This is a genomic window from Micromonospora qiuiae (assembly GCF_016863555.1).
In the GTDB taxonomy this organism is placed as follows: Bacteria; Actinomycetota; Actinomycetes; order Mycobacteriales; family Micromonosporaceae; genus Micromonospora; species Micromonospora qiuiae.
The window spans coordinates 13,143-39,273 of sequence record NZ_BOPC01000047.1 but is presented as its reverse complement, the minus strand read 5'-3'; the positions used below and the strand labels follow the sequence as shown (position 1 = coordinate 39,273).

The window sequence follows — 26,131 nt, the reverse complement described above, 5'->3', positions numbered from 1 at the left end:
CGGCCGGACGTCCTCAGTAGGCCAGGGCCGCGCGCAGGTAACGCAGGTCGGCCGGGCCGTTCCAGCGGTACGCGGACAGCCCCGCCACCCGGGCGCCGCTGACGGCCCGATCCTCGTCGTCGATGAAGAGCACCCGGTCCGGCGGAGTCTCCAGCGCCACGCAGGCGGCCTGGAAGTACTCGCGGGCCGGCTTGTGCACCCCGATGGCCGAGGAGTTGACCACCACGTCCAGTTCGTCGGTGAGTTCCAGCGCGGCCAGGTCGGCGTCGAGCAGGTCGGTGGCGTTGGTGCCCAGCCCGACCCGGATGCCGGCGGCCCGCGCCTCGCGGATGAACGCCAGCACCTCCGGGACGACCTCGCCGCGATAGCGCTGCCACTCCTGCACGGCGGCGCGGGCCCTGCTCGGGTCGCCCACCGAGGGAGTCAACGCGTCGGCGACACTCGACACCCACTCGGCATGGCTGACCCGGCCGGTGAGCACCGGCTGGAGCAGCCCCCAGGACATGGCGATCTCACCGAGCACGCCGGTGGAAAGGCCGTACTCCCGTTCCACTTTCGCGGCGACCGCCGGGTCCCACCGGCGCAGTACGCCGTCGAAGTCCACCAGGAGCGCCGTCGCGCGTTCCCGAGCCACTACCCGTTCTCCTCGCCGCGGCCTGGCCGCTCGTCGTCCCCCTCGGCCCGGTTGAGCCGCTGGCTGATCACCTGGGTCACCCCGCCGCGCATGGTCACGCCGTACAGCGCGTCGGCGATTTCCATGGTCCGCTTCTGGTGCGTGATGACGATGAGCTGGCTTTTCTCCCGCAGCTGCGCGAGCAGCGTGATCAGCCGGCCCAGGTTCACGTCGTCGAGGGCGGCCTCGACCTCGTCCATGATGTAGAACGGACTGGGCCGGGCGCGGAAGATCGCCACCAGCATCGCCACCGCGGTCAGCGACCGTTCACCGCCGGAGAGCAGCGACAACCGCTTGATCTTCTTGCCGGGCGGCCGGGCCTCGACCTCGACGCCGGTGGTCAGCAGGTCGTCCGGTTCGGTGAGCACCAGCCGGCCTTCCCCACCGGGGAAGAGGACGGTGAAGACCTGCTCGAACTCCCGGGCGGTGTCGGCGAAGGCGCTGGCGAAGACCTCCAGGATCCGCTCGTCGACATCCTTGACCACGGTCAGCAGGTCCCGCCGGGTCGCCTTGAGGTCCTCCAGCTGCTCGGAGAGGAATTTGTACCGTTCCTCCAGCGCGGCGAACTCCTCCAGGGCCAACGGGTTGACCTTGCCGAGCAGGGCCAGCTCCCGTTCGGCCTTGGCGGCCCGCTTCTCCTGTACCGGCCGTTCGTAGCGGACCGGCTCGGGCACCGGAAGGCCGTCGCGCTCGGCGGCGGCCACCTCGGCCTCGGTGGGCGGCACCGGTTGGCTCGGCCCGTACTCCGCGATGAGGGTCTCCACGGTCAGCCCGAAGTCCTCGGCGGCCTTCGCCTCCAGTTGCTCGATGCGCAGCCGCTGCTCGGCGCGGGCGACCTCGTCGCGGTGCACCTGGCTGGTCAGTCGTTCCAGTTCCGCACCGAGCCGCTTGGCGGCGGCCCGCACCTCCTGCAGTTCCGCCTCGCGGGTGGCCCGCTCGCGGGCCACCGCGTCCCGATGTTCCTCCGCCCGGGCGATGCTGGTGGCCAGCCGGGTCAGCGCCTCCCGCGCACCACCGGCGACGGCCCGGGCGATGCCCGCGCCACGGGTCCGCGCGGCCCGCCGGGCCGCGGCCCGCTCCCGCGCCGCGCGTTCGGCGGTGGCCTGCCGGTGCAGCGAGTCGGCCCGCCCGGCGATGGAGGCCACCCGCTCCTCCGCGGTACGCACCGCGAGCCGGACCTCCATCTCGTTCTGCCGGGCCTGCGGCACCATCGCGGCGAGTTGGTCGCGTTCGTCGGTCGAGGGCTCGGCGTCGATCGGGGTCGCCTCGGCCAGCCGCAGCCGCTCCTCCAGCTCGGCCAGCGCGGTCAGGTCCCGTTCCCGGGCGGCCTCGGCACGCGCCCGGGACTCGCCCAGTCGGTCGGTTTCCGCCTTTGCCGACCGGGCGGCGGCACCCAGCTCGGCCAGCCGGCGGGCGGCGGCGTTGCGGTGGCTCTCCGCCTCCCGTTTGGCGGCGGCGGCGTGCTGTACGCGCTCCTTGGCCTCGGCCACGGCCGCTCGGGCGTCGACCAGTTGTTCGCGCAGCTCGGCGCTGGTCCGCTCGGCGGTGAGCCGGTTGGTGCGGGCCTCCTCGACAGCCGCCTGCACCTCGATGTGGCTGGGTGCCTTGGCCGACCCGCCCGCCGCCGCGTACGCGCCGATGATGTCTCCATCGCGGGTGACCGCCCGCAGCTCGGGGTTGCCGGCGACCACCTCGGCGGCGGCGGCGAGGTCCTCGACCAGCACCACGTCACGCAGCGCACGGTGTACCGCCGGGCGCAGCTGCGCGTCGCAGTCGACCAGGTCGGGAGCCCACTGGGCGCGGTCGGGCAGCTTGGGGCGCAGCGCGTCGGCGGAGCCGGCCATCCCCGGACCGGTGGGGCCGCCGACCAGCAGCTCGGCGCGGCCGGCGTCGGAGATCTTCAGCAGCCGCATCGCCTCCACAGCCTCGTCCACCCCGGTGACCGCGACCGCGTCAGCCAGCCCGCCGAGCGCTGCGGCGAGCGCCGCCTCGTGACCGGGGGCGACCGTGAGCAGGCTGGCGAGGCTCCCCAGCAGGCCGGGCACCTGATCGGCGCGGCCCAGCAGCGCACCGGCACCGTCCTTACGGCGCAGGCCGAGCGCGAGCGCCTCCTCGCGGGCCTTCCAGGTGGCCGCGTCCTTCTCCGCGGCCCGCTCGGCGTCGGACAGCGAACGGACCGTCGCCTGCGCCTGCTCCTGGGCGGCGACCGCCTCGGCGTGCCGGGCGTCCAGGTCGGCGTTGTCCCGGTCGGCCTCGGTGGACTGCTCGGCGACCGCGTCCAGCTCGGCCTGGGCCCGCTCGGCCCGGGCCAGCGCGTCGGCGTGCGCGGCGGCGAGCCGCTCGATCTCCTCACCGGCGCTGGTGGTCCTCGCCTGGGCGGAGTTGACCTGACCGGTCAGCCGGGCCAGCCCTTCCCGCCGGTCGGCGATCGCCTTCGCGGCGGCGACCAGTTCCCGTTCGGCCGCGGCGAGCTGCCGCTCCAGTTCCTGGCGGTGCTCCACCGCCTCGGCGAGGCGGATCTGGTCGTCGGTGAGCGCCGCGCGCAGCTCCTCCTCCTGCTCGCGGACCCGTTCGGCCTCGGCCTCCAACTGCTCCGGGTCCCGGCCCGGGCGCTCGTCGTCCGGCGTGGCGCTCAGGTGCCGCAGCCGCTCCATCGCGAGTTGCTCGATCGAGCGGAACCGCTCCTGCAGGGCGGAGAGCTTGTACCAGGTGTCCTGTGCGGCGGCCAACAGCGGCGCGTCGGAGGCCAGCGCCTCCTCCAGCTCGCCGAGGCGGGACTGCACCTCGGCGTGCTCGGCCTCCGCCTGTTCGCGGCGCTGCCGCAACGCGGTCTCGTCGGCGATCTCCCGGTCCAGCGTGGCACGCAGGGTGGCCAGGTCGTCGGCGAGCAGCCGCAGTCGTGCGTCGCGCAGGCTGGCCTGGATCACGGCGGCCCGCCGGGCCACCTCGGCCTGCCGGCCGAGCGGCTTGAGCTGGCGGCGCAGCTCGGCGGTGAGGTCGGTCAGGCGATTGAGGTTCACCTGCATCGCGTCGAGCTTGCGCAGCGCCTTTTCCTTGCGCTTGCGGTGCTTGAGGACGCCGGCCGCCTCCTCGATGAACGCCCGCCGGTCCTCCGGCTTGGCGTGCAGCATGCCGTCGAGCCGGCCCTGCCCGACGATGATGTGCATCTCCCGGCCGATGCCGGAGTCGGAGAGCAGTTCCTGGATGTCGAGCAGGCGGCAGCCGTCACCGTTGATCTCGTACTCGCTTTCGCCGGAGCGGAACATCCGGCGGGTGATGGAGACCTCGGTGTACTCGATCGGCAGGGCGCCATCGGTGTTGTCGATGGTGAGGGTCACCTCGGCGCGGCCCAGCGGGGCCCGGCCGGCGGTGCCGGCGAAGATGACGTCTTCCATCTTGCCGCCCCGCAGCGCCTTTGCGCCCTGCTCGCCGAGCACCCAGGCGATGGCGTCGACGACGTTGGACTTGCCGGAGCCGTTCGGGCCCACCACGCAGGTGATCCCCGGCTCCAGCTTGAGCGTCGTCGCGGAGGCGAAGGACTTGAAGCCCTTCACCGTCAGGCTCTTGAGATGCACCTTCTCGATCCTCGTCCGGTGGCCGCCGTACCGTCGCCCGGCTGCGCGGACCCTGGTGAACCCGCAGACTAACCCGGAACCGGACCGGTCGCGCCACGCGACCCACCTGCAGCTCACCGCGCGCCGTCCGGTCCGGTTCGCGCGCCGATCGGCCAGACCGAGGGGGTACGCACAGAATCGCGCGCCGGCACATTGTGTCGGCGCGCTCTGGGTGCGGTGGTGCTATTCGGTTGTGGCGGCCAGGTGGGTCAGGTCAAGGCTGGCTCGGTCAGACGGAGCAGATCGTCCGCCTCCGCCGCAGCCGCCGCGAGCCGATCGTTCTCAGCGCGCAGCCGTGTGACCTCGAACTGCAGTGATTGAACCCTGGCACGCAGTCGGGTGACCTCGTCGAGCAGGCGCCGATCGGGCGCCGCACCTACGTGGCCGAAGAGGGCCTTCGCCATGTTGACTCCTTGAATTGCGCTGCCGGAGAGGCCGGCCAACGCGCGCCCATGTGTACGCGACTACCATTCCCACGAAAATCTGGGCATGGCTGGGCGCGACTGGCGACTTCTCCATATTGGGCCGGCAGCCCCTGCTTCGTCAAGTTCACGCAGGCCGTAGATCATCCCGGCGTCGACCCCGACCCGTCGCCGGGGGCCACCACCAAGGCGCGGACACGCTCTGTCCGGACACCCTGACTCTACGCTCGCGAATCGCCGGAACACCTCACCCGGATGGGCAGGGTCCTCTTAACTCTTCCTTAGCCGCATTGCTGCAGGTCAGCCCGGAACGTAGCGTCACCCCGGCCCATACCCGACCCCGTGGAGGCGACAGGCGTGCACGGCTGGAACGATCCGATCGACCCGACGAACGGCCCTCGACGGCCGGAACCGGTCGATGACCCGGCCTGGTTGACCGACCGACCGGCACCACGATCGGCGTACCTGTTCGGCGACGAGCCGGACCGCCCCTCCGACGGGTGGTACCGCGACCAGCCGACCGAGCAGTGGCAGGCCACCACCTCGGAGGCCTCCTGGCGGACGGGCGCGGGCCGGCATCGCGACGATCGGGATGACCACTACGGCGTACCGACTCCCGGCTGGCACGGTGAGACGGGCAGCGAGCATCAGGATCCGGCCGCGATCGACCGGCAGGTTGCCGACCCGGCCCGCAGCGGTCGCCGCCGCCGGCGCTCGCGCCCCCTGGTGATGGGTGGTGCCGCAGCAGTGGCCACCCTCGTGGTGAGCGTCGGCGTCGCCGCTCTCGCCCTGCCCGGCAACGACACCCCCACCAGTACCAGCGCCGGCGAGCTGCCCGTCGCCACCGCGCCGGCGCTGCCCGACGAGGAGCCGGCGATTCCCCTCGACACGATCGAGAGCCCGAGCCCCAGCCCGAGCGTCTTCCCCAGCACTGCCGCGCCCTCCCCGGCGCCGAGCCGGACGGCCAGGACCAGGACGCTGCCCACGCCCGCTCAGTCGCGCAGCACGGCGGCTTCCCGGCAGGGCGCCGAGCGCCAGGGCAGCCTGAACCGGGAAACCACCGCCTCGGCCACGCCGTCGGGTGGCACGACCTCCGAGGCGGCCGAGATCCTCAAACTGGTCAACGCGGAACGGGCCAGGGCGGGTTGCGATGCCTTGAGCATCGACGAGCAGTTGATGACCGTGGCTCAGCGGCACAGCCAGGACCAGGCGGACCACCGGAACATGTCGCACACCGGCAGTGACGGCAGCGATCCCGGCGAGCGGATCGACCGGGTCGGGTACAGGTGGCGTACGTACGGCGAGAACGTGGCCTGGAACCAGCAATCGCCGGCCGCGGTGATGGACGCGTGGATGAACAGCGTCGGGCACCGGGCCAACATCCTGAACTGCAACTTCACCGAGATCGGCGTCGGCGTGGCGAGTAGCAACGGCCCCTACTGGACGCAGGTTTTCGCCACCCCACGCTAGCCCGGCCCTCCGCGTCGTTGACCGCGAGTCCTTGTCGGGTCTGCGCTCGTTTGACCCATTGGGGTACGCCGGGCACACCGGGGTACGGCTCGGGCGGCGCGGACGCCGCCCCGCGACCTGCGGAGCTGGGCCATGCGGAACGGGCTGGACGAGCGGCCCGCGCGCGGGGCGCGCCGGGCACTGCCGGCCTGCCTTGCGCTCGCGGTGCTCGCCACGATGGCGTCCTGCGGGCCCGAACCCCGCCCCGCCCGGCACGCCGTGGCCGGGCGCCTCGGCTCGCCATTGGCAGTGGCAGTGGCAGCTGACCGGCGTGCTGGACCCGACGGTCGAAGCGGACGTGTTCGTGCTCGATCCGGTGGCCACCACCGCGGCGCAGACCACCGAGCTGCGTTCCCGGGGCCGTCGGTTGATCTGCCAGGTGTACGTCGGATCGGTGCACCCCGACGACCCGGACGCCGGCCGCTATCCGGGGCCGGTACGCGGCACCACATCGTCCCGGACCAGTCGCACCTGGCTGGACGTACGCCGCTGGGAAACGCTGCGGCCGGTGCTGGCCGACCGGTTCCGACTCTGTCGCGGCAAGGGGTTCGGCGCGGTGCTGCTCGCCGACGCCGACGGCTACGACCACGGCAGTGGCTTCCCGCTGACGTTCGACGACCAACTGGAGTTCAACCGACGGGTCGCCGCCCTGGCCCGCTCGCTCTCCCTCTCCCCCGGTCTGTTGGGTGCCCTGGCGCAGGTCGCCGCGTTGGCGCCGAACTTCGACTTCGCGGTCAACGAGGAGTGCGTACGGCTCAAGCGGTGCGCCAAGTTGCTGCCCTTCGCCGACGCCAACAAGCCGGTGTTCCACGTCGAGTACACGGGCAGCACCACGGACTTCTGCGTCACCAGCGTCGGGTACGGCTTCGCCTCCATCCGCAAAAACCGCACCCTCGACGCGTGGCGGCAACCCTGCCCACCCCCGCCATAACCCCCCGACACTCCCCGCCGAGGCGGGGAGGGGTCAGCCGCGCGCGGTGGCTCGGGGGCGCGGCTGGCAGCGTGGGCAGCTGTACGAGGACCGGTTCATGAACGCCTCGCGGCGGATCGGTGCGGCACAGCGGCGGCAGGGCTGCCCTTCGCGACCATAGACGTTCAGGGACCGGTCGAAGTAGCCGCTCTCGCCGTTGACGTTGACGTAGAGAGCATCGAAGCTGGTGCCACCCGCGGTGATCGCCTCGCCGAGCACGTCCCGAACATGGCCGAGCAGTCGCCGAGCAGCCGGGCCGGTCAGCGCGTCGGTCGGCCGGGCCCCGTGCAGCCCCGCCCGCCACAGCGCCTCGTCCGCGTAGATGTTGCCCACCCCGGAGATCAGCGTCTGGTCGAGCAACGCGCGCTTGACCTCGGTACGACGCCGGCGCAGCGCAACGCCGAACTGCGCGTCGGAGAACTCCGGGTCCAGCGGGTCCCGGGCAATGTGCGCGATCTCCGAGGGCAGGGTCGCGCCGCCCTCGCTCACCGACAGCCCGCCGAACGTACGCTGGTCGACGAAGCGCAGCTCCGGCCCTTCGTCGGCGAAGCGGAAGCGCACCCGCAGGTGCGTCTCGTCGGGCGCGGCCGCCGGTTGCAGGAGCAGCTGTCCGGACATCCCGAGGTGCCCGATCACCGCGTCCCCGCTGTCCAGCGGCAGCCACAGGTACTTGCCACGCCGGCGTACGTCGAGCACGGTCCGGCCGGCCAGAACGTCGGCGAAGTGGGCGCCACCGAGAAGGTGCCGACGCACCGCCCGGGGATGGCGCACCTCGACCCAGTCGATCCGCCGGCCGGTGACCCAGCGGGCCAACCCCTGCCGAACGGTCTCCACCTCGGGCAGCTCAGGCACGGTGCGCCTGCGCTTCGGCCGGCTCGCCGGTCGGGCCGGGTTGCGCGATTTCGATCGCGGTCGGCTCGGCGGTTCGGCCAGGCTGGGCGGTCGCAATCGCAGGCCGCCCGTCCGTCGTTTCGGGCTGCTCGGTCGTGGTCGGAGGCGACGCGGCCGTCGCCTCGGGCGGCGCGGTCGTTGTCGCGGGCGGCGCGGTCGTCGCCTCCGCCTGGTCGGTCAGCGTGCGCCACGCGGACTCCGCCGCCCGCTGCTCGGCTTCCTTCTTGCTGCGCCCCTCGGCGCCGCCGTACCGGTTGCCGGCGACCACCACCCAGGCGGTGAAGGTTTTCAGATGGTCCGGACCGGTGCCCTCGATCCGGTACTCCGGGACACCGAGACCGAGCGCGGCCGTCAACTCCTGCAGGCTGGTCTTCCAATCCAGCGCGGCACCACGACCGGCCGACTCGGCCATCAGCGGATCGAACAGCCGGTGGATGACGTTGGCGGCGGTGTCCAGCCCGTACTGGAGATAGATCGCGCCGAGCAACGCCTCCAGGGTGTCGGCGAGGATGCTCGCCTTGTCCCGCCCCCCGGTGGTCTCCTCGCCCTTGCCCAGCAGCAGGTAGGGGCCGAGCCCCTCCGGGCCCAGGCCACGGGCCACGTCGGCGAGGGCACGCATGTTGACCACGCTGGCCCGCAACTTGGCCAACTGTCCCTCGGGCAGGTCGGGATGGTTGTGGAACAGCGCCGTGGTGATCACCACGCCGAGCACCGAGTCGCCGAGGAACTCCAGCCGCTCGTTGGTGGGCAGGCCGCCGTTCTCGTACGCGTACGAGCGGTGGGTCAGCGCCCGCTCCAGCAGTTCCGGATCCATTGACACGCCGAAGGCGGCCTCGAGGTGGCCGATGGAGGGCTGCCGCCGCTTGTCGTTGCTCATGATGTGCGTACCTCTATGTCGGTGGTGCAGAGGGTGCGGTTCTCGGCGAGCAGCGCGGCCACCCGCTCGACGGCATCCTGCCGCCAGAGTCGGGCGGCGAGCGCGATGCCGGAGGCGATGTCGTCGGTTCGGGCCGCTCCGTGGCACACCACCACGGTTCCGGCCACGCCGAGCAGGGTGGCGGCCCGGGGTGCGGCCCCGCCGGGCGGCGGTCCGCCGGCCATCGCGTAAGCGCTCTCGACGGCCTTGAGCAGCACGTTACCGGTAAAGCCGTCGGTGACCACCACGTCGGCGCGGGCGCCGAGGCAGATGTCGTACCCCTCGACCAGTCCGACGTAGCGGGCGTCGCCGGGCAGCTCCGCGGCGCTGAGCACCGGGTCGGTCAGCCGGCGGACCCGGTCGCCCTTGCCGGGCTCGGTACCGACGGAAAGCAGCCCCACCCGGGGCGCGGCGAGGCCGTGCGCGACCGCGGCGTAGGCGGCACCGAGCACAGCGTGCCGGGCGAGGGTCGCCGCGCTCGGCTCGAGCGTGCCACCGACATCGAGGAGTACGACCGCTCCGGCGACGGCGGGTAGCGCGGCGACGAGTGCGGGGCGGCGGACCTCGGGCCAACGGCCGAGACCAAGGGCGGCGGCGGTGACGGTGGCGCCGGTGGAGCCGGCGGAGACCAACGCGTCGGCCTGCCCGGATCGGACGGCGGCGACGGCGGCTCGGATGGTGGTGTCGGCCCGGGCCGCAGTGAGATCGTCGGCCATGTCGACGGCGGCCTCTGCCGGACGCACGGTGACCCGGGCGCGTTCGGCCGGGTCGAGGGCGTCGAACAGCGCGCCGGCCGCTTCCGTCGGGCCGACGAGCAGGAGGTGCAGGTCGGGGTCGGCACGCACCGCCTGTAGAGCGCCGCCCACCACGACGGCGGGAGCCTCGTCCCCGCCGAGGAGGTCAACGGCGATCCGTGCGGTGCCCGGCTGCTTCGCGACGCCGGCCGGGAAGGGCCGGCCGGCGTCGGCGGGAGCAGCGGGCGATCGCCGGGGTGTGTGCGTCGCTCGACCCGTGGTCGGAGACGTCACTCGGCGTCCAGGTCAGACCTCGAGGACCTGGCGGCCGTTGTAGGTGCCGCAGACGGAGCAGGCGGTGTGCGGCAGCTTCGGGGACTTGCACTGCGGGCAGGCCACGGTCGCGACCGCCGCGGCCTTCCAGTTCGCCCGGCGCGACCGGGTGTTGCTGCGCGACATCTTGCGCTTGGGGACGGCCACGGTTCTTACTCCTCTTTACGGGTCAGTTGCGACAGGCCCGCCCAACGCGGGTCGATCTGCTGGTGGCTGTGGTCGGCCGGCAGATCGTCCCGGTGCACCCCGCATTCGGGGCACAGGCCAGGGCAGTCCTGCCGGCAGAGCGGGTTGGTCGGCAGCGCCAGCACCACCGCGTCCCGCACCGCCGGTTCCAGGTCGATCAGGTCTCCCTGCATCCGACCGACCTCATCGGGCTCGGTGGTGACGTCCGTGGTGCTGTTCTCGTACGCGTACAGCTCCTGGATCCTCACCGTCACCGAGTCGTTGATCTCGCGCAGGCAGCGACCGCACTCGCCGCGGACCGGACCGCTGACAGTCCCCGAGACGAGCACGCCCTCGGACACCGACTCCATCCGCAGATCGAGGTCGAGGCCCGCGCCCTCCGGCACGCCGATCAACTCCACGCCGAGGTCCGACGGAGCCGGAACCACCCGTTTGACGGCACGCCACACACCAGGCCGGCGCGGAAGTTCCCTCGTGTCGAGGACCAGCGGTGACCTGGGATCGGGTGCGGTGAGTGAGTGTTTGGGCATAGTCAGACTCCGGCCGGTAGAGGGGCCGACAAATGAGGTTACCTGGGTGAGCAGGCCAGCGTCGAACCGGGGGCCTGCCCGTTGCGCCTGCTGGCCTGTTCAGAACGGCAGTGGGCGTTCCGCCTCGTCGCCACCGAAAGTACCGATTTCTCGCAACGCGTGCATCTTGTCCCGCCCGCGCTCGATGGAGGCCAGCGCCCGGGTGAGGAACTGCTCGAAGTTGGCCAGTGCGGTGTCGACGTAGTCATCGACCTCCTCGCGTAGGCGCTGCGCCTCGGCCCGCGCCTCGGCGATGATCCGGGCACCCTCGTGCTCGGCGGAGACGGTGATCTCGTTCACCGACACCAGGCGTGCGTGTTCCGCCTCACCCTCGCTGATGATCCGGTCGGCCTCCCGCTTGCCGGCTTCCATGATCTTGTCCCGCTCCTCTAGCAGGACGGCGGCCCGACGCAGGTCGGCGGGGAGTTCGGCGCGCAGTTCGTCGAGGGCCGCGATCATTTCGCCCCGATCGACCATGCAGTTGTTGCGCGACATCGGGACGGAGCGCGCCTGCTCCACCATGGCGATCAGTTCGTCGATGCGGTCGAGCGGGTCCACTGGTACCTCACTCCTGTCGTTCGTCGGGCCGACCTACATCATGCGGGCTGCGGCCGGGTTCCCGCTTCACCCAATGATGTCGTCCCCACCCCACCCCGGCCCCACCCCTCCCCCCGGCGCGTCGCCCTCACCCCACGCCGCCCGCCCCACCGCGCCCCGGCGAGCCCCGCCCCGCCCTGCCCCACCCTGCCCTGCCCCACCCTGCCCTGCCCCACCCTGCCCTGCCCCACCCTGCCCTGCCCCACCCTGCCCCACCCTGCCCTGCCCCACCCTGCCCCACCCTGCCCTGCCCTGCCCTGCCCTGCCCTGCCCTGCCGATCTTGCACTTTTCGTCGTCAAAAACGTGGATGAGAAGGGCAAAAGGGCGACCGAAAGTGCAAGATCGCGGGATGGTTGCGGGTGGCTGCGGGGCGGGCGGGGTCGGGCGGGCGGGGTCAGGCGGGCGGGGTCAGGCGGGCCTTCAGGGCGTCGCGGACGACGTCGGGGACGTGGGGGGTGACGTCGCCGCCCCACTTGGCCACATCCTTGACGAGGCTGGAGGAGAGGAAGGAATAGAGCGGATTGGTCGGCATGAACAGCGTCTCGACCCCGGCGAGGCCGATGTTCATCTGGGCCATCTGCAACTCGTAGTCGAAGTCGCTGACCGCCCGGATGCCCTTGATCAGCACGGTCGCCTGCTGGGCCCGGCAGAAATCCACCAGCAGGCCGCGGAACGATTCCAGCCGGACGTTGTCGTAGGAGGCGGTCACCTCGCGGAGCATGTCGATGCGCTCCTCGATGCTGAACAGGCCGGTCTTCGATTGATTGATCAATACGCCGACGATCACCTCGTCGAACAGCCGGCTGGCCCGGCCGATGATATCGAGGTGACCGTTGGTGACCGGGTCGAACGAGCCGGGGCACACCGCACGTCTCATGAGCGGCGACCGTACCAAAGGGTGGTCTCGCCATACCGGCGACTGCGCTGGCCAGTGATGCTTTCCACCCATCTGACGGGTGCACCGCGACTGGAGCGCTCCACCACCACCAGCGCCTCGGGCGCCAGCCAGCCGCCGTCGACAAGTGCGGCGAGCATGGCGGCCACCGCGTCGTCCGACACCGTGTACGGCGGATCGGCGAAGACCACGTGGTACGGATCGCCGTCGGGGCCGGCCGCCAGGATCGTGGCGACCTTTCCGGTGACCAGCCGAGCGGCCGGCGCCGCCCGCAGGGCTGCCAGGTTCTCCCGGATCACCCGGGCGGCACGCGGGTCGGATTCCACCAGCAGCACATGTGCTGCCCCTCGGGACAGCGCCTCGAGGCCGACCGCGCCCGACCCGGCATACAGGTCGGCGAAGCGCGCGCCGTCCAGGTCGATCTCCGACTCGAGGGAACTGAAGAGCGCCTCGCGCACCCGGTCGGAGGTCGGTCGGGTGGCGGCCCCCGGGGGTGCGGTGATCCGCCGGCCCCCGAGGCTGCCCGCGACGATCCGGGTCACCGGGCACCCCCGCTCATACCTCGCCCCGTCTTCTTCAGCTCCGCGTGCCGGAGTGGGTTGCCCGCTCGCTGCCGCTCGCTCATGCCCCGACGCTACGCGATGCCCAGCGGGCTGCCGCACAACCGGCGCACGACCACCCCGCAACCATGCGACGACTTTCCGTATACCGAAGATCACGGATTGGCAACATCATTCTTAGGTTTTGCTGAAGACTATGGCGCAACGCCATGGATCGATAATCTCTGCCGGGTGTCGGATGCGGTGTGCGGTTCTTCCCCCGCTCCGACCTAATCTCCGGTTTCCCCTTACAGGAGTAGACGTGAACCGTCTGAACTTCCGGCGTGTCGCGGCGGCTGCCGCTGGTGCGCTGATCGGCCTGGCTGGCGTCGCCGTCGTCGCCTCCCCGGCCAGCGCCCACCACCCGATCATCACGGGTGAGTACTGCAAGCTCGAGAACGGCAACAAGAAGGTCACCTGGACCGTCTCGAACAGCGAGCGAGACCTGACCGGCAAGATCACCCACGTCTCGACGCCAGCGCGCACCGCGATCACCAACATCATCCGCCACGCCGTGCTACCCAAGGCTGGCGAGGGATCGCTGGTCGGCGAGCAGATCGTGCCGAAAAACGTCCCCGACGAGAAGATCACTCTCGCCGTGACGGCCGAGTGGATCAGGCACCGGAAGACGCACACGAGGACCGCGAACGAAAAGGCGACGGACACCGGCGACTGCAAGGAGACGCCGGCGCCGACCACCTCGCCAGAGCCCGAGCCGAGCACCTCGCCAGAGCCCGAGCCGAGCACCTCGCCAGAGCCGGAGCCGAGCACCTCGCCGGAGCCGGAGCCGAGCCCGACGGAGGAGCCGACCACCGAGCCGACTCCGGCACCGGAGCCGACCGACGAGCCGACCACCGAGCCGGTGGTACCGGAGCCGGGCGAGCCGACCTTCGAGCTCATCGAGACCTGCGACGAGCTGATTTTCCAGATCGACAACCCGGCCGACGGCGTTGCCTTCTCGATCACGCTGACCTCGGAGAAGGGCGTGGTCAAGACGCTGGAGGCCGTTCCGGGCAAGACCACCTCGGTCTCCTTCGAGGCGTACGAGGGCCTGGCCGTCACCCCGAGCTTCGAGGGCGAGAAGGGTGACCCGATCGCCTGGGAGCGGCCGGAGGACTGCGAGACCGGTGGGGGCGGCGGCGGCCTGCCGGTCACCGGTGCGGCGACCGGCGGCATCATCGCCGGTGCGGTCGTGCTGCTGGCCGCGGGTGCGGCCCTGTTCGTGGTGACCCGCCGTCGTCGACTGCGCTTCACCGCCTGATCTGACCTGAACGGGTCCTGAAACCGAGGGCGCGTCGACCACCCGGTCGGCGCGCCCTCGGCGCATTTGTCCACGAGGACTTTCACTTCGATACACGGGCCGACACCTTCGATACACGGGCCGACAACTTCGATACAGGGGCCGGGCAAATTCGATGCACGGGCCGACAACGCGGCGCGGCCGCCCCACCCGAGTGACGCAAACCGGACAGAGGCACAGACGGCCCTCGATCGGTGACGATCGGTATATCAATGATCTCGCATTAATAACATCATTCTTAAGCCCGTTTGAAGGCTGTATCGACACTCACGATCTCGCTAAGGTCGGCCCGGTGCCGGCATATGCCGCCGGTTCAACGGCACGGTGGACATTCCCTCTGGCGCGGCGAACTTCGCCGATGCCGTCCGTTGCCACCCACGCCGAACAGACGCTTCTTCACCCCGGGAGTACGCGTGATCCGACCCAAGCTGTCGCTACGGCGACCGCTGGCTGTCCTGGCAGCCGCCCTCATCGGCATGACCGGAGCAGTGGCGGCGGCCACTCCGGCCAGCGCCCACCACACCACCATCACCGGCAAGGTCGTCTGCGACCAGCTCAGCGGCGAGCGGGTGATCACGTGGCAGGTGGTCAACAGCGAGACCAGGACGGCCGCCACCGTCACCAAGGTGACCGCCGAGCCGTCGACCCCGGTCAAGGTTCTCGTCGCCGGTGCCGACCCCGTCGACCTGCAGGGCTTCGCGATCGGCCAGGGCGCCTCCGTCGAGGCCGTTCAGCGCGTGGCGGGCGACACCAGGAGCGCCAAGCTCACCGTCAAAGCCTGGTGGGACAACAACCGCACGCAGACCAACAGCGGCACCATCAAGCTGGACCGCGACGCCCCCTGCGCCCCGTCGCCGAAGTGCATCGATGCCAGCCAGGCGAAGTACAGCCACACGTTCGACGGCGCGAACGGCAAGGCGACCGTGAAGCTGGAGGGCGACCTGCCGCTGTGCGGCGAGGCGAAGCAGTACTTCACCCTGGTGTCGTACTTCGCGCCGCGCCCGCAGTTCTCCACCCCGCAGTACGTCTACGGCACGCCGGACAGCAACTACCTCGGCGGTACCCAGACCGAGATCGAGCTCAACGTCGGTGTGCCGGAATGCCACACCCAGGTCGACCTGATCTGGGGCGGCGTGGAAGAGATCATCGACCCGCTGGTCGAGGGCGGCCCGCTCTACGGCAACAAGAAGCTGGGCGAAAAGGGCGCCCCCGGCAACCGCTCGTCCGGCCCGCCCGGCTGGTACAACGGCGGTGAGAAGAACTGCACCACCCCGACGTCCACCTTCGCCTCCGCCTGCGACGGCACCGTGACCGTCTCGCTGAGCAACGACGGCAAGATCTCCAAGTACCCGGTGGAGTTCGAGGTCCGCGGTGAGAACGGCTGGTCCAAGAAGGTCACCGTCGAGCCGGGCAAGGCCGACAACGAGACCGTGGTGCCCGCCGAGAACGCTGGCAAGATCGAGGTGCTGGTCGACGGCAAGGTGATCGAGAACGGCACGTACTCCTGGGAACGCCCGGAGGACTGCCCGCTGCCGGCGGTGACCACCGACGCCGACTGCGACACGTTCACCCTGACCGCCACCAACCCGGAGGGGAACTCGCCGGTCAAGGTGGAGTTCACCTACGGCGACCAGAGCGAGACCCGTACCGTCGAGCCGGGCAAGTCGGAGACGGTCTCCTTCAAGGCCGGTGACGACGAGGCCGCCCTGGTCGTCCTGCCCGAGCTGGGCCTGGAGCTTGAGGTCATCTACGCGCCCGAGGGCTGCGAGGGTGGTGGCGGCGGCGGTGAGGAGCCGGGGCTGCCGGTGACCGGTGCCGCGGCCGGTGGCATCGCCGCGGGCGCCATCGCACTGCTGGCGGTGGGCGCGGTGCTGTTCGTGATGGCGCGGCGTCGGCGGATCCACTTCACCGCCTGAGCTGAGTCGAGCGAAGCGGAACGTTAAGAAGGGGCCCTTTCTCTACCCAGGGCGTTAATAGGGGGCCCTTCCTTACACCAGCTGAGGGCGTGCCGACTGCGGTCGGCACGCCCTTCAGCCCTTTTCGAGGTACTCGGCGCGGTCGGCGTCGACCAGGGCCGCGACCGAGGCGGCCAGCGCCGGATGCCGGGACAGGTCGGGATCCTCCTCCACCAGGGCGATGGCCTCCGCCCGGGCGTCGCGGATCAGGTCGGCGTCGCGCAGCAGCGACAGCAGCCGCAGATGGGAACGGTGGCCGGACTGGGCGGCACCCAGCACATCGCCCTCCCGCCGCTGTTCCAGGTCGAGCTCGGCAAGCTTGAAGCCGTCCGTGGTGGAGGCGACCGCGTCCAGCCGCTCCCGCGCGCTGCTTCCCTCGGCCGCCTCGGTCACCAGCAGGCAGAGCCCGGCGGCGCTGCCCCGGCCCACCCGGCCCCGCAGCTGATGCAGCTGGGAAACCCCGAAGCGGTCAGCGTCCAGCACCACCATCATGGTCGCATTGGGCACGTCCACGCCGACCTCGACCACCGTGGTGGCCACCAGCACGTCCAGCTCGCCGCCGGCGAAGGAGCGCATCACCGCGTCCTTCTCGTCGGCGGGCAGCCGGCCGTGCAGGACGCCGATGCGCAGCCCGTGCAGCGGCCCCTCGGCCAGCAGCGGGGCGACCTCGGCCACCGCGAGCGGCGGTCGCCGCCCGGTGTCGTCGACGGCCGGCGACTCCTCCTCGGCCGCGCCGGTGGCGTCACCGATGCGCGGGCAGACCACGTACGCCTGGTGGCCGGCGGCGACCTCCTCACGCAGCCGGTGCCAGGCCCGGTCGAGGAAGGCCGGCTTCTCGGCGGCCGGCACCACGTGCGAGGCGATCGGCGACCGGCCGCGCGGCAACTGGGACAGGGTGGAGATCTCCAGGTCGCCGTAGACCGTCATGGCCACCGTACGCGGGATCGGGGTGGCGGTCATCACCAGCACGTGCGGCGGTTGCTCGGCCTTGGCGCGCAACGCGTCGCGCTGCTCCACGCCGAAGCGGTGCTGCTCGTCGACCACCACCAGGCCGAGATCGGCGAAGTCGACTCCCTCGTAGAGCAGAGCGTGGGTGCCGAGCACGATGCCGGCGGCGCCGCTGGCGACCTCGGCCAGCGCCCGCCGCCGGGCCGCCGCGCCGAGCGAGCCGGTGACCAGCTCGACCCGGGTGGCATGCTCGGCGGCACCCAGCTCACCGGCCTGGGCCAGCGGGCCGAGCAGGTCGAGCATGCCCCGGTAGTGCTGGGCGGCGAGCACCTCCGTCGGGGCGAGCAGCGCGGCCTGGCCACCCGCGTCGACCACCTGGAGCATGGCCCGCAGCGCCACCACGGTCTTGCCCGAGCCGACCTCGCCCTGCAACAGGCGGTGCATCGGATGGCCGGTGGCCAGGTCCGCCGCGATCTCACTGCCCACGTCGCGCTGGCCACTGGTCAGCTCGTACGGCAGTCGGGCGTCGAACGCGTCCAGCAGGCCGCCCGCCCGCAGCGGCCGGGGCCGCGCCGGCCAGGCGGCGGCCTGATGCTTGCGCCGCACCAGGGTCAGCTGCACGGCGAACGCCTCGTCCCACTTCAACCGTCGGCGGGCCCGGTAGAGCTCCTCCCGGCTGGACGGGCGGTGGATCTCGCGCAACGCCCCGCCGAGGCCGACCAGCTTCCGGCTGGCCCGCACCGCGGCGGGCAGCGGATCCTCCGGCGGTGCCACGGTGTCCAGCACCACCCGGACGCAACGGGCGATCACCCAGGTCGGCACGGCCGCAGCGGCCGGGTAGACCGGAATGAGCGCCCCGGCGAACTCCTCGATCTGCTCGCTGGCCGCGGCCTCGCCGTCGGTCTGGTCGCCGAGCAGGACGTACTCCGGCCCGTTGAGCTGACGCTTGCCCCGGAACTCGGTGACCTTGCCGGCGAACAGCCCCCACCGGCCGGGGCGCAGCTCCCGCTCGCGCCATGCCTGGTTGCCGAAGAAGGTCAGCGAGAGGGTGCCGCCGGAGCCGTCGCCGACGGTCACCTCCAGCAGGTTGCCCCGGCGCTGGCGCATCGGGCGTACGGCGGTGCGCTGCACCTGGGCCAGCACGGTGACCTGCTCGCCGACGTCGAGCGCCCGGATGTCGGTGTGTTCGCCGCGCTCGTCGTAACGGCGCGGGAAGTGGTAGATCAGGTCACCTGCGGTGTGCAGGTCGAGGTGGCTGGCCAGCGCCTTGGCGGTCTTCTCGCCGACCAGCTTCTTCAGCGGGGTGTCCACGGTGGACGCCTCGGTGGTCATTCGACACCTACCAACAGGGGATAGCGCGGCTGCCCGCCCGGGTACGCCTGCACCTCGACGAAGGGCCAGCGGCGCGCGATGTGGGTCTGCACCGCGTCGGCCAACCCGTCCGGCGCGTCGGCCCCGACGAGCAGGGTGACCAGCTCACCACCGCCGCCGAGCATGCCGTCGACCAGGGCCACGCAGGTGTCGACGAGGTCGTTGCCGATCAGGTGCACCTCCCCCTCGACCAGGGCGAGCACGTCACCGGCGCGACAGGGTCCGGCGACGGTGAGCGCCTCCCGGCCAGCGTGGCACACCTCGGCGTACCGGCAGGCACCCGCGGCCTCGGCCATCGCGATCACGTCGTCGGAGAAGCGGCGACGTGGGTCGCGTACGGCGAGGGCGGCCAGTGCCTGCACCGGCGACCGGGTGGGCACCACGCTGACCGTCACCCCGAGCCGATGCGCCTCCTCGGCGACCTGGTTCGCCACCGCCTGCGCGTCGGGGTCGTTCGGCAGCACCACCACGCGGGCCGCGGCGGTGGCCCGGACGGCTTCCAGCAGCTCTCCCGTGGAGGGGTTGCCGGGCACCGTGACCGCCCCCTCGGCGGCGAAGAGTTCGGCGAGCCCGGAGCCGGCGGCCACCACCACGGCGGCCCGGCCGTCCGGCGACGGGACCGGCGCCGTCTGGTCGGCGAAGCGGGTCACCGAGATCTGGTGCGGGCGGCCCGCCACCACGCCGGCCTCGATCGCCGCACCGACATCGTTGACGTGCACGTGGACCTGCCAGGTGCCGCTGTCGCCGACCACCACCAGGGAGTCACCGAGCGCGGCCAGGGTGTCCTGCATCCGCCGGACGGCCTCGGGTGCGGCGTCGAGCAGGAATTGCACCTCGTAGGCGTACTCCAGGGAGCCGGTCTCCCGGGCGGCGGTGACCGGCGGCGGCACCATCCGGGCAGCCGGCGCGGGACGCTCCGGGCTCTCCCCCGTGACCACCTCGACCAGGGCGTCCAACAGCAGGCAGAGCCCCTGCCCACCGGCGTCGACCACCCCGGCGCGGGCCAGCGCCGGCAACTGCTCGGGCGTGCGGGCCAGGGCCGTCGCCGCGGCGCCCGCCGCCGCCCGGGCCACCGCCCGCAGCTCGTCGCTGCCGGCCCGCTCGGCCGCACCGGCCGCTGCGGAGACCACCGTGAGCACGGTGCCTTCCACCGGCCGGGCGACTGCCGCGTACGCCGCGGTGGTCGCATCGCGCAGCGCGGCGGCCAACTCCCGGCCCCGCACCGCCGGCACCGTGGCCAACGCGTCGGCGAAACCCCGCAGGATCTGCGACAGGATGACGCCGGAGTTGCCCCGCGCGCCGAGCAGGGCGCCCCGGGCCATCAGGCGCAGTGCGTGCCCGTGCGCGGTCGAGGCGCCGTCGGCGAGGGTGTCGAGATCCATCGCCAGGGCCTGCTGCGCCGAGGTGAGGGTGAGCACCAGATTGGTGCCGGTGTCGCCGTCGGGCACCGGGTAGACGTTGAGGTCGTCGATCTCCCCCTGGTGCCGCTTGAGCGCGGCCAGGCCCCTGGCGCACCAGCGGCGCACAGCAGCGGCGTCGAGGGTGTCCAGCACGGTGGAAGCCTACTAACGTACGCTGACACCCGCCGGACCGCCGGGCAGGTGCGGTGGAAGGAAGGGCCCCCTTTTAACTCCTGGTGTATAGGAAGGGTCCCTTTTTAACAGCCCGGCCAGGTGCAGCCCGGCATGCCGGCCAGCGGGCCCGGGAGGGCGAGGGCTGAGCCCGGTTGGGCGGGTGGCTCCGGCATCGGGTAACCTGGCCAGGTTGCCCGGGCAGCGCCTGGCGGCGACCTCATGAACGTTTCAAACTCAGGAGTATCCCGTGGCTAGCGTGTGCGACGTCTGTGGCAAGGGGCCGGGCTTCGGCCACAACGTGTCCCACTCGCACCGGCGGACCAACCGCCGCTGGAACCCGAACATCCAGTCGGTGCGCACCCCGGCCGGTGGCGGCACGACCAAGAAGCTGAAGGTCTGCACGTCCTGCATCAAGGCGGGCAAGGTCGCCCGCGCCTGACGCGGTAACACCCGACACGCCACGATCATCGGTTGCCGGCGGGCCAGGAGGTCCGCCGGCATCGTCTTGTCCGCGTACGGCCGCCAGGCCCCCATACGGCGCACCGGGTCGGCCCGCTCGCTCGCTGCGGATGTTAAAAAGGGGCCCTTCCTATACACCAGGCGTTAAAAAGGGGCCCTTCCTTTCACAGCGTCCGGGCGAAGGAGAGGCAGCCGGGTGCGTCGGCGTAGAAGCCGAAGTTGGGGATCCGCTCGTAGCCGGCCGCGGTGTACAACGCGATCGCCTCGGGCTGGCGGTCGCCGCACTCCAGGATGATCCGCTTGCGGCCGTGCTCGCGGGCCGAGCCTTCGATGGCGGCCAGCACCGTCCGGGCCACCCCGCGCCCCCGGGCCTGCGGTGCGGTGTACATCCGCTTCAGCTCGGCGGTGTCGCCCTCGTCACCGTGGCTGCGCCAGCCGCCGCAGCCGACCGGCTGCCCGTCGAGCCGCGCGACCAGGAACGCCCCGGCCGGCGGTACGAACTCGCTGGGGTCGACCGGGGTGTCGTCGCCGTTGCCGCCGTACCGGGCGCCCAGGTCGGCCAGGGCGGCGGTGATCAACCGCTGCGCCACCGGCGAGTCGAACGGCACCTCGTGGATTTCGATCTCCTGCACCCGAGAAGGTTACGACCTCGACGGCTCCGGACCGGGAAGCGGCCTCAGCGGAAGTGGTCCCAGCCGGCCGGACCGTCGAACGGGGCGCCGTCCACGGTCACACCGGCACCCTCGGTGACCCGGCCGATGACCCCCCAGCCATCGGGCAGCACCGTCGCCGGTGGGAAGGCCGCGGCCAGCGCGTGGTCGTCGCCACCGGTCAGCAGCCAGGCGTACGGGTCGACACCGAGCGCCTGGGCGGCGTCGCGCATCTGCGGCGGCACGTCGAAGGCGTCCCGCTCGACGTCGATGGCCACCCCGCTCGCCGTCGCCACGTGCCCGAGGTCGGCAAGCAGCCCGTCCGAGACGTCGATCATGGCGGTGGCACCGAGCCGGGCTGCCAACGGCCCGGCCGGATAGGGCACCTCGGGCCGGCGGTACGCCTCGACCAGCAGCCGCGGCGTGCGGAACCCGCGGGAGAGCACGGTGAAGCCCGCCGCCGCGTACCCGGTGCGGCCGGCCAGGGCGATCAGGTCGCCGGGACGCGCACCGGCCCGGCTGACCGGCGTCCGGCCCGCCAGGTCGCCGAGAGCGGTGACCGCGATGGTCAGGGTGGGGCTGGCGGACATGTCTCCGCCGACCACGCTGGCACCCACGCCGGACGCCTCCGCACCGATCCCGTCGGCCAGTTCCTCCACCCACCCGGCGGACAGACCGGCCGGTACGCAGAGCGCCACCAGCAGCGCGGTCGGGTCGGCGCCCATCGCCACCACGTCGGCGAGGTTGGCCGCCGCCGCCCGCCGCCCGATGTCGTACGCCCCGGACCAGTCCCGGCGGAAGTGCCGTCCCTCGACCAGCACGTCGGTCGAGGCGACCACCCGGGCGTCCGGCGCGGCGACGACGGCCGCGTCGTCGCCGGGGCCGAGCAACACCTTGGGACCGTACGACAACCGGGCGGTCACCCGGTCGATCAGACCGAACTCCCCGACCCCCGCGACGCTCACGCCGCCTCGCCGCTGAGCCCGATGGATCGCTCACCGTGCTCGCTCACACCGGCGCTCCGTCCCGCTCGCTCACCGCTTCTCCTTGACCACCGATAGGGATCATGCCTGGTCTGTAAGGTACTTTCTCCCTTCGGGCCGCCCTGCGGGCGGCGACGGAGGGAGGTCGAGTCGTGGTGCAGGCATACATCCTCATCCAGACTGAGGTCGGCCGGGCGCGTGACGTGGCCGGTCTCATCGCGGACCTCGCCGGCGTGGTCCGGGTCGACGCGGTCACCGGGCCGTACGACGTGGTCGTGCTCACCGAGGCGAACACCGTCGACGAACTCGGCAAACTCATCGTCAGCAAGGTGCAGATGGTGCCCGGCATCACCCGCACCCTCACATGTTCGGTGGTGCGTTTGTAAGTGGACAAGATCACCCAATCCCCGGTCGCCGAGGCCGAGCGCCCGGCGAAGACCCCTGACCGGTCCAACCGCAGCGCGGCGCTGATCGCCACGGCGGTGGCTCTGCCGGTGACGCTGCTGGTGGGCGCGCTGGCGTTCGCGAATCTCGCCCCGGCCAGCCCGGCCGCCGCGCCGGACCCCTCGCCGACCGCGGCCCAGCCGCACTCCACCGCGCCGGTCGAGATGGCCGCCCCTACGCTGGCCGAGCGCCCGGCGATCGTCTGCCGTGCCCTGCTGTCCCAGCTGCCCGCCTCGATCCGCGACCTGCCGCAGCGACCGGTCACCGCCGGGCCCGAGCAGAACGCCGCGTACGGCGACCCGGCGCTGACGGTGGCCTGCGGCGGCGCCGAGCCCGAGGTGCAGGCCACCGACCACGTCTACGTGGTCAACGCGGTCTGCTGGCACGCGACGGAGCAGGCCGACGTCACGGAGTTGACGACGGTCGACCGGGAGACCGCGGTCACCGTCCGGGTGCCGCATTTCTACGGCGAAGGGCTACAATGGGTGGCCCCGATCTCCGAGACGATCGTCGAATCGGTCCCTTCGGCGGGCCCGGTGCCCTCCGGCTGCACTTCCTGACCGCCGGCCGGTGGTCAGTGCTGCACCTTTTGACCGCCGGCCGGTGGTCAGTGCTGCACCTTTTGACCGCCGGCCGCGCCGGCTGGTGGTCAGTGCTGGCCGTGACCCCGGGTCAGGGCGGTACGGATGAGCCGGTCGACCAGCTTCGGGTACTCCAGTCCGGCGGCCGCCCACATGCGGGGGAACATCGACGTCGGGGTGAAGCCGGGCATCGTGTTGATCTCGTTGAGGTAGACGTCCAGCTCGGGAGTGACGAAGAAGTCGACCCGGGCCAGCCCGGCGCAGTCCAGCGCGGTGAAGGCGCGGACAGCGTAGTCGCGCACCTGCCGGGTGACCCGCTCCGGCAGGTCGGCCGGGATGTCGTACTCGCAGGCCGACTCCGCGTCGATGTACTTGGCCTCGAAGTCGTAGAAGTCGTAGTCGCCGATCACGCGCACCTCGGCGAGCACGGACGCCTCCGGCGCCCCGCCGGTCTCGCCCTCCAGCACGCCGCACTCGATTTCCCGGCCGACGATCGCGCCCTCGACCAGCACCTTGCTGTCGATCTCGCGGGCCACGGCGATGGCCGCGTCCAGCTCCGCCCAGTCCTTGACCTTGGTGATGCCGAAGGATGACCCGGCCCGGGACGGTTTGACGAAGACCGGCAGGCCGAGCCGCTGCTTCTCCGCCTCGCTCAGCGTCATCCCGCTGCGCAGCACCGCGTACGGGCCGACCGGGATGCCCTCGGCCGCGCAGAGCTTCTTGGTGAACTCCTTGTCCATGGCGGCGGACGAGGCGAACACCTTCGCCCCCACGTACGGGATGCCGGCCATCTCCAGCATGCCCTGGATGGTGCCGTCCTCGCCGTAGGCGCCGTGCAGCACGGGGAAGACCACGTCCACATCGGCCAGTGCCCGGGGACCCTCGGTCGGGTCGAGCACCAGCAGCCCGTTGCCGGTCGGGTCGGCCCGCAGCACGATGTCGGTGCCCGAGTCGGCGGTGATTTCCGGCAGCCGGCGGGCGTCGATCGCCAACCGGCCCGGATCACCGTCGGTCAGTACCCACTGACCGGCGCGGGTGATGCCCACCGGCACCACCTCGAACTCATCCGGATCGAGTGCGCCGAGCACACTGCCGGCGCTGACGCAGGAGATGCCGTGCTCCGGGCTGCGGCCGCCGAAGACGATCGCGACACGGGTCTTTCCTGGGGTGGTCACTGCGGTCACCTTTCCGGGACGCACTACTGGCGCTCTCCCGGATGACCTTACTGTGGGTGGCGAGAACGGGTAGTCGATACCCTGCGAGAACACGGGAAGGCCTATTCCGCCGACAATGCGCATACGGAGCGTAACCGGACAACTCAGCTAGCCCGCCGCCTCCCGCTCCCCGTACGCATGTCGTCGGCCGATGGCGATCACCTTGACCCGCTGCCGACCGGCCCGCACCATGCCCAGCGCCATGAACGCCCCGGCGATCCGCTCGGCCGCTTCCCGGCTGCTCGCGCCGACCACCTGGCGGCGGCGCTCGGGCGAGGTCCGCTCGTTGCGGCCTCCCCCCTCGTAGGGGCGGACGTCGGTCAGCACCACCAGGAAGCGCGTCATCGCAGGCCACCGGGGTGACAGTCTTCGAACACGTCGCTTTCCTTCCGGTCCGGCGACTATGGCGTGGGCACGCGGCGGCCGAGCACGGGGGAAAACCCGACCGCCGCGCGCCCCATCCCCTCCGGTCGCTCACCACCACCGTCGCCACGACAACCGGCGGTGAGGACGCACCAACAGGTTGACATCCTGATGGGCGTGAATGCAACTCTCACCAACGTTTTCTCATGTACAGAGTCCCAAATACGTGCGACCATCAATGCATGGCACCGAAGACCGCACGGTCCCGTCGGCTGGGCATCGCCCTGCGTCTCCACCGGGAGGCAGCCGGCCTCACCCTGGAGGCCGCGGCGGACGAGATCAACAGCACCCGCAGCACGTTGTCCCGCTACGAGAACGCGCAGACCCTGGTCAACCCGGCCACCGTACGCGCGCTGCTCACCCTCTACGGCGCCAGCGCGGACGAGGTCGCGGCGGCCGTCGCGCTGGCCAAGGACGCCCGCAAACCCGGATGGTGGGTTTCCTACTCGTACCTGCTCGACCGCCGCACCATCGACTTCATCTCGCTCGAGGCCGAGGCGACCGGCATCTTCAACTTCGAGCCCTCGGTGGTGCCCGGGCTGTTGCAGACCGCCGACTACATCCGCGGCGTGATGCGGGGCGGTCCGCACACCCTCAGCGACAACGACGTCGAGGATCGGGTGCACCTGCGGCTGGACCGGCAGCAACGGCTCGCCGGAGAGGATCCGCCGATCTTCGACGCGATCCTCGACGAGGCCGCCCTGCTCCGCCCGGTCGGTGACGACTCGGCGATGCAGGGGCAACTACGCCACCTGCTCAAAATGAGTGAGCTGCCGAACATCACCGTTCAGGTCATCCCGTTGGCCGCCGGCTACCACCGCGGCACCCGGGGCTCACTGCACATCCTCGAGTTCGCCGACCCGGAGGACCCGATCATCGCCTCGGTGGAAACGGTCGCCGGTCAGATGATTCTCGACCGCCCCGGTGACCTGCGCACCTGCACCAAGATCATGGAACACCTGCGGACCGTCGCGCTCAGCCCGGCGGACAGCCGCGACGCAATCGCCAACATTCTGAAGGGACGGTACCTGGCATGACACCGACGATCAGCGCGGCGGTGGCCGTGGTCGGATGGCGCAAGAGCAGCCACAGCGGTGACGAGGGAGCCTGCGTGGAGGTGGCGGTCGTCCCCGGGGCGGTGGCCGTGCGCGACTCCAAGGACCCGAGCGGTCCGCTGCTGTCCTTCCCACCGGCCGCCTGGAGTGCCTTCGCCCAGGCACCGCCGACCCGCTGACCCGCACCACGACCGGCACACCCCAGAGCCGCTGACCGGGCCGGTAAGGGCACCGCCGGCCCGGTCAGCTTCATCCCGCCCGCCAA

The 26,131-nt window shown here is 71.7% G+C and carries 26 protein-coding genes; 9 read left to right on the top strand and 17 right to left on the bottom strand.

Going from position 1 to position 26,131, the window contains the following annotated elements; genetic code table 11:
- Positions 1–13: 13 nt before the first annotated feature.
- From Vqi01_RS17620 to Vqi01_RS17610, 3 genes are all read right to left on the bottom strand, one after another.
- Complete coding sequence (locus tag Vqi01_RS17620; RefSeq protein WP_204035896.1) at positions 14–634, bottom strand: HAD-IA family hydrolase; 621 nt, start codon at positions 632–634, stop codon at positions 14–16.
- Positions 634–4,248, bottom strand: coding sequence for a chromosome segregation protein SMC (gene smc, locus Vqi01_RS17615; protein WP_204035895.1), 3,615 nt, complete (start codon positions 4,246–4,248; stop codon positions 634–636). The genes Vqi01_RS17620 and smc overlap by 1 nt, the downstream gene beginning before the upstream one ends.
- 248 nt (positions 4,249–4,496) lie before the next feature.
- Positions 4,497–4,691, bottom strand: coding sequence for a hypothetical protein (locus Vqi01_RS17610; RefSeq protein WP_189043158.1), 195 nt, complete (start codon positions 4,689–4,691; stop codon positions 4,497–4,499).
- Positions 4,692–5,051: 360 nt separating this feature from the next.
- On the opposite strand from Vqi01_RS17610, the gene Vqi01_RS17605 reads away from it, so the two are divergent.
- Both Vqi01_RS17605 and Vqi01_RS17600 read left to right on the top strand, forming a co-directional pair.
- Positions 5,052–6,179, top strand: a complete 1,128-nt coding sequence (locus Vqi01_RS17605; protein WP_239098465.1) for a CAP domain-containing protein — start codon at positions 5,052–5,054, stop codon at positions 6,177–6,179.
- A gap of 310 nt (positions 6,180–6,489) precedes the next feature.
- Positions 6,490–7,149, top strand: coding sequence for an endo alpha-1,4 polygalactosaminidase (locus tag Vqi01_RS17600; RefSeq protein ID WP_239098464.1), 660 nt, complete (start codon positions 6,490–6,492; stop codon positions 7,147–7,149).
- A gap of 33 nt (positions 7,150–7,182) precedes the next feature.
- On the opposite strand, the gene mutM is transcribed toward Vqi01_RS17600, so the two are convergent.
- From mutM to rsmD, 8 genes are all read right to left on the bottom strand, one after another.
- Entirely contained in the window at positions 7,183–8,040 is an 858-nt protein-coding gene (gene mutM / locus Vqi01_RS17595) for a bifunctional DNA-formamidopyrimidine glycosylase/DNA-(apurinic or apyrimidinic site) lyase (protein ID WP_204035894.1), read from the bottom strand.
- Positions 8,033–8,956, bottom strand: a complete 924-nt coding sequence (rnc, locus tag Vqi01_RS17590) for a ribonuclease III (RefSeq protein WP_239098463.1) — start codon at positions 8,954–8,956, stop codon at positions 8,033–8,035. The genes mutM and rnc overlap by 8 nt, the downstream gene beginning before the upstream one ends.
- Positions 8,953–9,906 carry a phosphate acyltransferase PlsX gene (locus tag Vqi01_RS17585; protein WP_239098468.1) on the bottom strand — a complete coding sequence of 318 codons (954 nt, stop codon included), beginning with the start codon at positions 9,904–9,906 and terminating at the stop codon, positions 8,953–8,955. The genes rnc and Vqi01_RS17585 overlap by 4 nt, the downstream gene beginning before the upstream one ends.
- A gap of 129 nt (positions 9,907–10,035) precedes the next feature.
- Positions 10,036–10,209: a 50S ribosomal protein L32 gene (rpmF, locus tag Vqi01_RS17580; protein WP_204035892.1), complete on the bottom strand. Its 174-nt coding sequence runs from the start codon at positions 10,207–10,209 to the stop codon at positions 10,036–10,038.
- A gap of 5 nt (positions 10,210–10,214) precedes the next feature.
- Positions 10,215–10,778, bottom strand: a complete 564-nt coding sequence (locus Vqi01_RS17575; protein ID WP_204035891.1) for a YceD family protein — start codon at positions 10,776–10,778, stop codon at positions 10,215–10,217.
- 99 nt (positions 10,779–10,877) lie between these two features.
- Positions 10,878–11,375, bottom strand: coding sequence for an SPFH domain-containing protein (locus tag Vqi01_RS17570; protein WP_204035890.1), 498 nt, complete (start codon positions 11,373–11,375; stop codon positions 10,878–10,880).
- Positions 11,376–11,809: 434 nt separating this feature from the next.
- Complete coding sequence (coaD, locus tag Vqi01_RS17565; RefSeq protein WP_204035889.1) at positions 11,810–12,292, bottom strand: pantetheine-phosphate adenylyltransferase; 483 nt, start codon at positions 12,290–12,292, stop codon at positions 11,810–11,812.
- The gene (gene rsmD / locus Vqi01_RS17560) at positions 12,289–12,852 is read right to left on the bottom strand and encodes a 16S rRNA (guanine(966)-N(2))-methyltransferase RsmD (protein ID WP_204035888.1); all 564 of its coding nucleotides are present in this window, start codon (positions 12,850–12,852) and stop codon (positions 12,289–12,291) included. The genes coaD and rsmD overlap by 4 nt, the downstream gene beginning before the upstream one ends.
- Before the next feature lie 319 nt (positions 12,853–13,171).
- On the opposite strand from rsmD, the gene Vqi01_RS17555 reads away from it, so the two are divergent.
- Together Vqi01_RS17555 and Vqi01_RS17550 are read left to right on the top strand one after the other, a co-directional pair.
- Entirely contained in the window at positions 13,172–14,170 is a 999-nt protein-coding gene (locus tag Vqi01_RS17555; protein ID WP_204035887.1) for a cell wall anchor protein, read from the top strand.
- A gap of 452 nt (positions 14,171–14,622) precedes the next feature.
- The gene (locus tag Vqi01_RS17550) at positions 14,623–16,125 is read left to right on the top strand and encodes a cell wall anchor protein (protein WP_204035886.1); all 1,503 of its coding nucleotides are present in this window, start codon (positions 14,623–14,625) and stop codon (positions 16,123–16,125) included.
- A 114-nt stretch (positions 16,126–16,239) separates the two neighbouring features.
- On the opposite strand, the gene recG is transcribed toward Vqi01_RS17550, so the two are convergent.
- Together recG and Vqi01_RS17540 are read right to left on the bottom strand one after the other, a co-directional pair.
- On the bottom strand, positions 16,240–18,444 hold the full coding sequence (recG, locus tag Vqi01_RS17545; protein WP_204035885.1) for an ATP-dependent DNA helicase RecG: 2,205 nt from the start codon (positions 18,442–18,444) through the stop codon (positions 16,240–16,242).
- Positions 18,441–20,036 carry a DAK2 domain-containing protein gene (locus Vqi01_RS17540; protein WP_204035884.1) on the bottom strand — a complete coding sequence of 532 codons (1,596 nt, stop codon included), beginning with the start codon at positions 20,034–20,036 and terminating at the stop codon, positions 18,441–18,443. The genes recG and Vqi01_RS17540 overlap by 4 nt, the downstream gene beginning before the upstream one ends.
- 268 nt (positions 20,037–20,304) lie before the next feature.
- On the opposite strand from Vqi01_RS17540, the gene rpmB reads away from it, so the two are divergent.
- Positions 20,305–20,496, top strand: a complete 192-nt coding sequence (rpmB, locus tag Vqi01_RS17535) for a 50S ribosomal protein L28 (RefSeq protein WP_093401721.1) — start codon at positions 20,305–20,307, stop codon at positions 20,494–20,496.
- Between the two features lie 184 nt (positions 20,497–20,680).
- Here the strand turns inward: rpmB and Vqi01_RS17530 are convergent, their stop codons facing one another.
- Positions 20,681–21,148, bottom strand: a complete 468-nt coding sequence (locus Vqi01_RS17530; protein WP_204035883.1) for a GNAT family N-acetyltransferase — start codon at positions 21,146–21,148, stop codon at positions 20,681–20,683.
- Between the two features lie 44 nt (positions 21,149–21,192).
- Positions 21,193–22,131: a thiamine-phosphate kinase gene (locus Vqi01_RS17525; RefSeq protein WP_204035882.1), complete on the bottom strand. Its 939-nt coding sequence runs from the start codon at positions 22,129–22,131 to the stop codon at positions 21,193–21,195.
- A gap of 170 nt (positions 22,132–22,301) precedes the next feature.
- Between Vqi01_RS17525 and Vqi01_RS17520 the strand changes: the two genes are divergently transcribed.
- Together Vqi01_RS17520 and Vqi01_RS17515 are read left to right on the top strand one after the other, a co-directional pair.
- Positions 22,302–22,535 carry an Lrp/AsnC ligand binding domain-containing protein gene (locus Vqi01_RS17520; protein ID WP_013284547.1) on the top strand — a complete coding sequence of 78 codons (234 nt, stop codon included), beginning with the start codon at positions 22,302–22,304 and terminating at the stop codon, positions 22,533–22,535.
- Positions 22,536–23,153: a DUF3515 family protein gene (locus Vqi01_RS17515; RefSeq protein ID WP_204035881.1), complete on the top strand. Its 618-nt coding sequence runs from the start codon at positions 22,536–22,538 to the stop codon at positions 23,151–23,153.
- An 89-nt stretch (positions 23,154–23,242) separates the two neighbouring features.
- Here the strand turns inward: Vqi01_RS17515 and Vqi01_RS17510 are convergent, their stop codons facing one another.
- The gene (locus tag Vqi01_RS17510) at positions 23,243–24,349 is read right to left on the bottom strand and encodes a D-alanine--D-alanine ligase family protein (RefSeq protein ID WP_204035880.1); all 1,107 of its coding nucleotides are present in this window, start codon (positions 24,347–24,349) and stop codon (positions 23,243–23,245) included.
- 147 nt (positions 24,350–24,496) lie between these two features.
- A complete protein-coding gene (locus Vqi01_RS17505) occupies positions 24,497–24,733 on the bottom strand; it encodes a hypothetical protein (RefSeq protein ID WP_204035879.1) in 237 nt (78 codons plus the stop codon).
- 260 nt (positions 24,734–24,993) lie between these two features.
- On the opposite strand from Vqi01_RS17505, the gene Vqi01_RS17500 reads away from it, so the two are divergent.
- Entirely contained in the window at positions 24,994–25,848 is an 855-nt protein-coding gene (locus Vqi01_RS17500) for a helix-turn-helix domain-containing protein (RefSeq protein ID WP_204035878.1), read from the top strand.
- Complete coding sequence (locus tag Vqi01_RS17495) at positions 25,845–26,045, top strand: DUF397 domain-containing protein (RefSeq protein WP_204035877.1); 201 nt, start codon at positions 25,845–25,847, stop codon at positions 26,043–26,045. The genes Vqi01_RS17500 and Vqi01_RS17495 overlap by 4 nt, the downstream gene beginning before the upstream one ends.
- The last annotated feature ends 86 nt before the right edge of the window (positions 26,046–26,131 follow it).

Coding starts and splice junctions, on each gene's coding strand:
- Vqi01_RS17610 (WP_189043158.1), bottom strand. CDS start 4,691: ATGGCGAAGGCCCTCTTCGGCCACGTAGGTGCGGCGCCCGATCGGCGC.
- rnc (WP_239098463.1), bottom strand. CDS start 8,956: ATGAGCAACGACAAGCGGCGGCAGCCCTCCATCGGCCACCTCGAGGCC.
- Vqi01_RS17575 (WP_204035891.1), bottom strand. CDS start 10,778: ATGCCCAAACACTCACTCACCGCACCCGATCCCAGGTCACCGCTGGTC.
- coaD (WP_204035889.1), bottom strand. CDS start 12,292: ATGAGACGTGCGGTGTGCCCCGGCTCGTTCGACCCGGTCACCAACGGT.
- recG (WP_204035885.1), bottom strand. CDS start 18,444: ATGACCACCGAGGCGTCCACCGTGGACACCCCGCTGAAGAAGCTGGTC.
- Vqi01_RS17505 (WP_204035879.1), bottom strand. CDS start 24,733: ATGACGCGCTTCCTGGTGGTGCTGACCGACGTCCGCCCCTACGAGGGG.
- Vqi01_RS17500 (WP_204035878.1), top strand. CDS start 24,994: ATGGCACCGAAGACCGCACGGTCCCGTCGGCTGGGCATCGCCCTGCGT.
- Vqi01_RS17495 (WP_204035877.1), top strand. CDS start 25,845: ATGACACCGACGATCAGCGCGGCGGTGGCCGTGGTCGGATGGCGCAAG.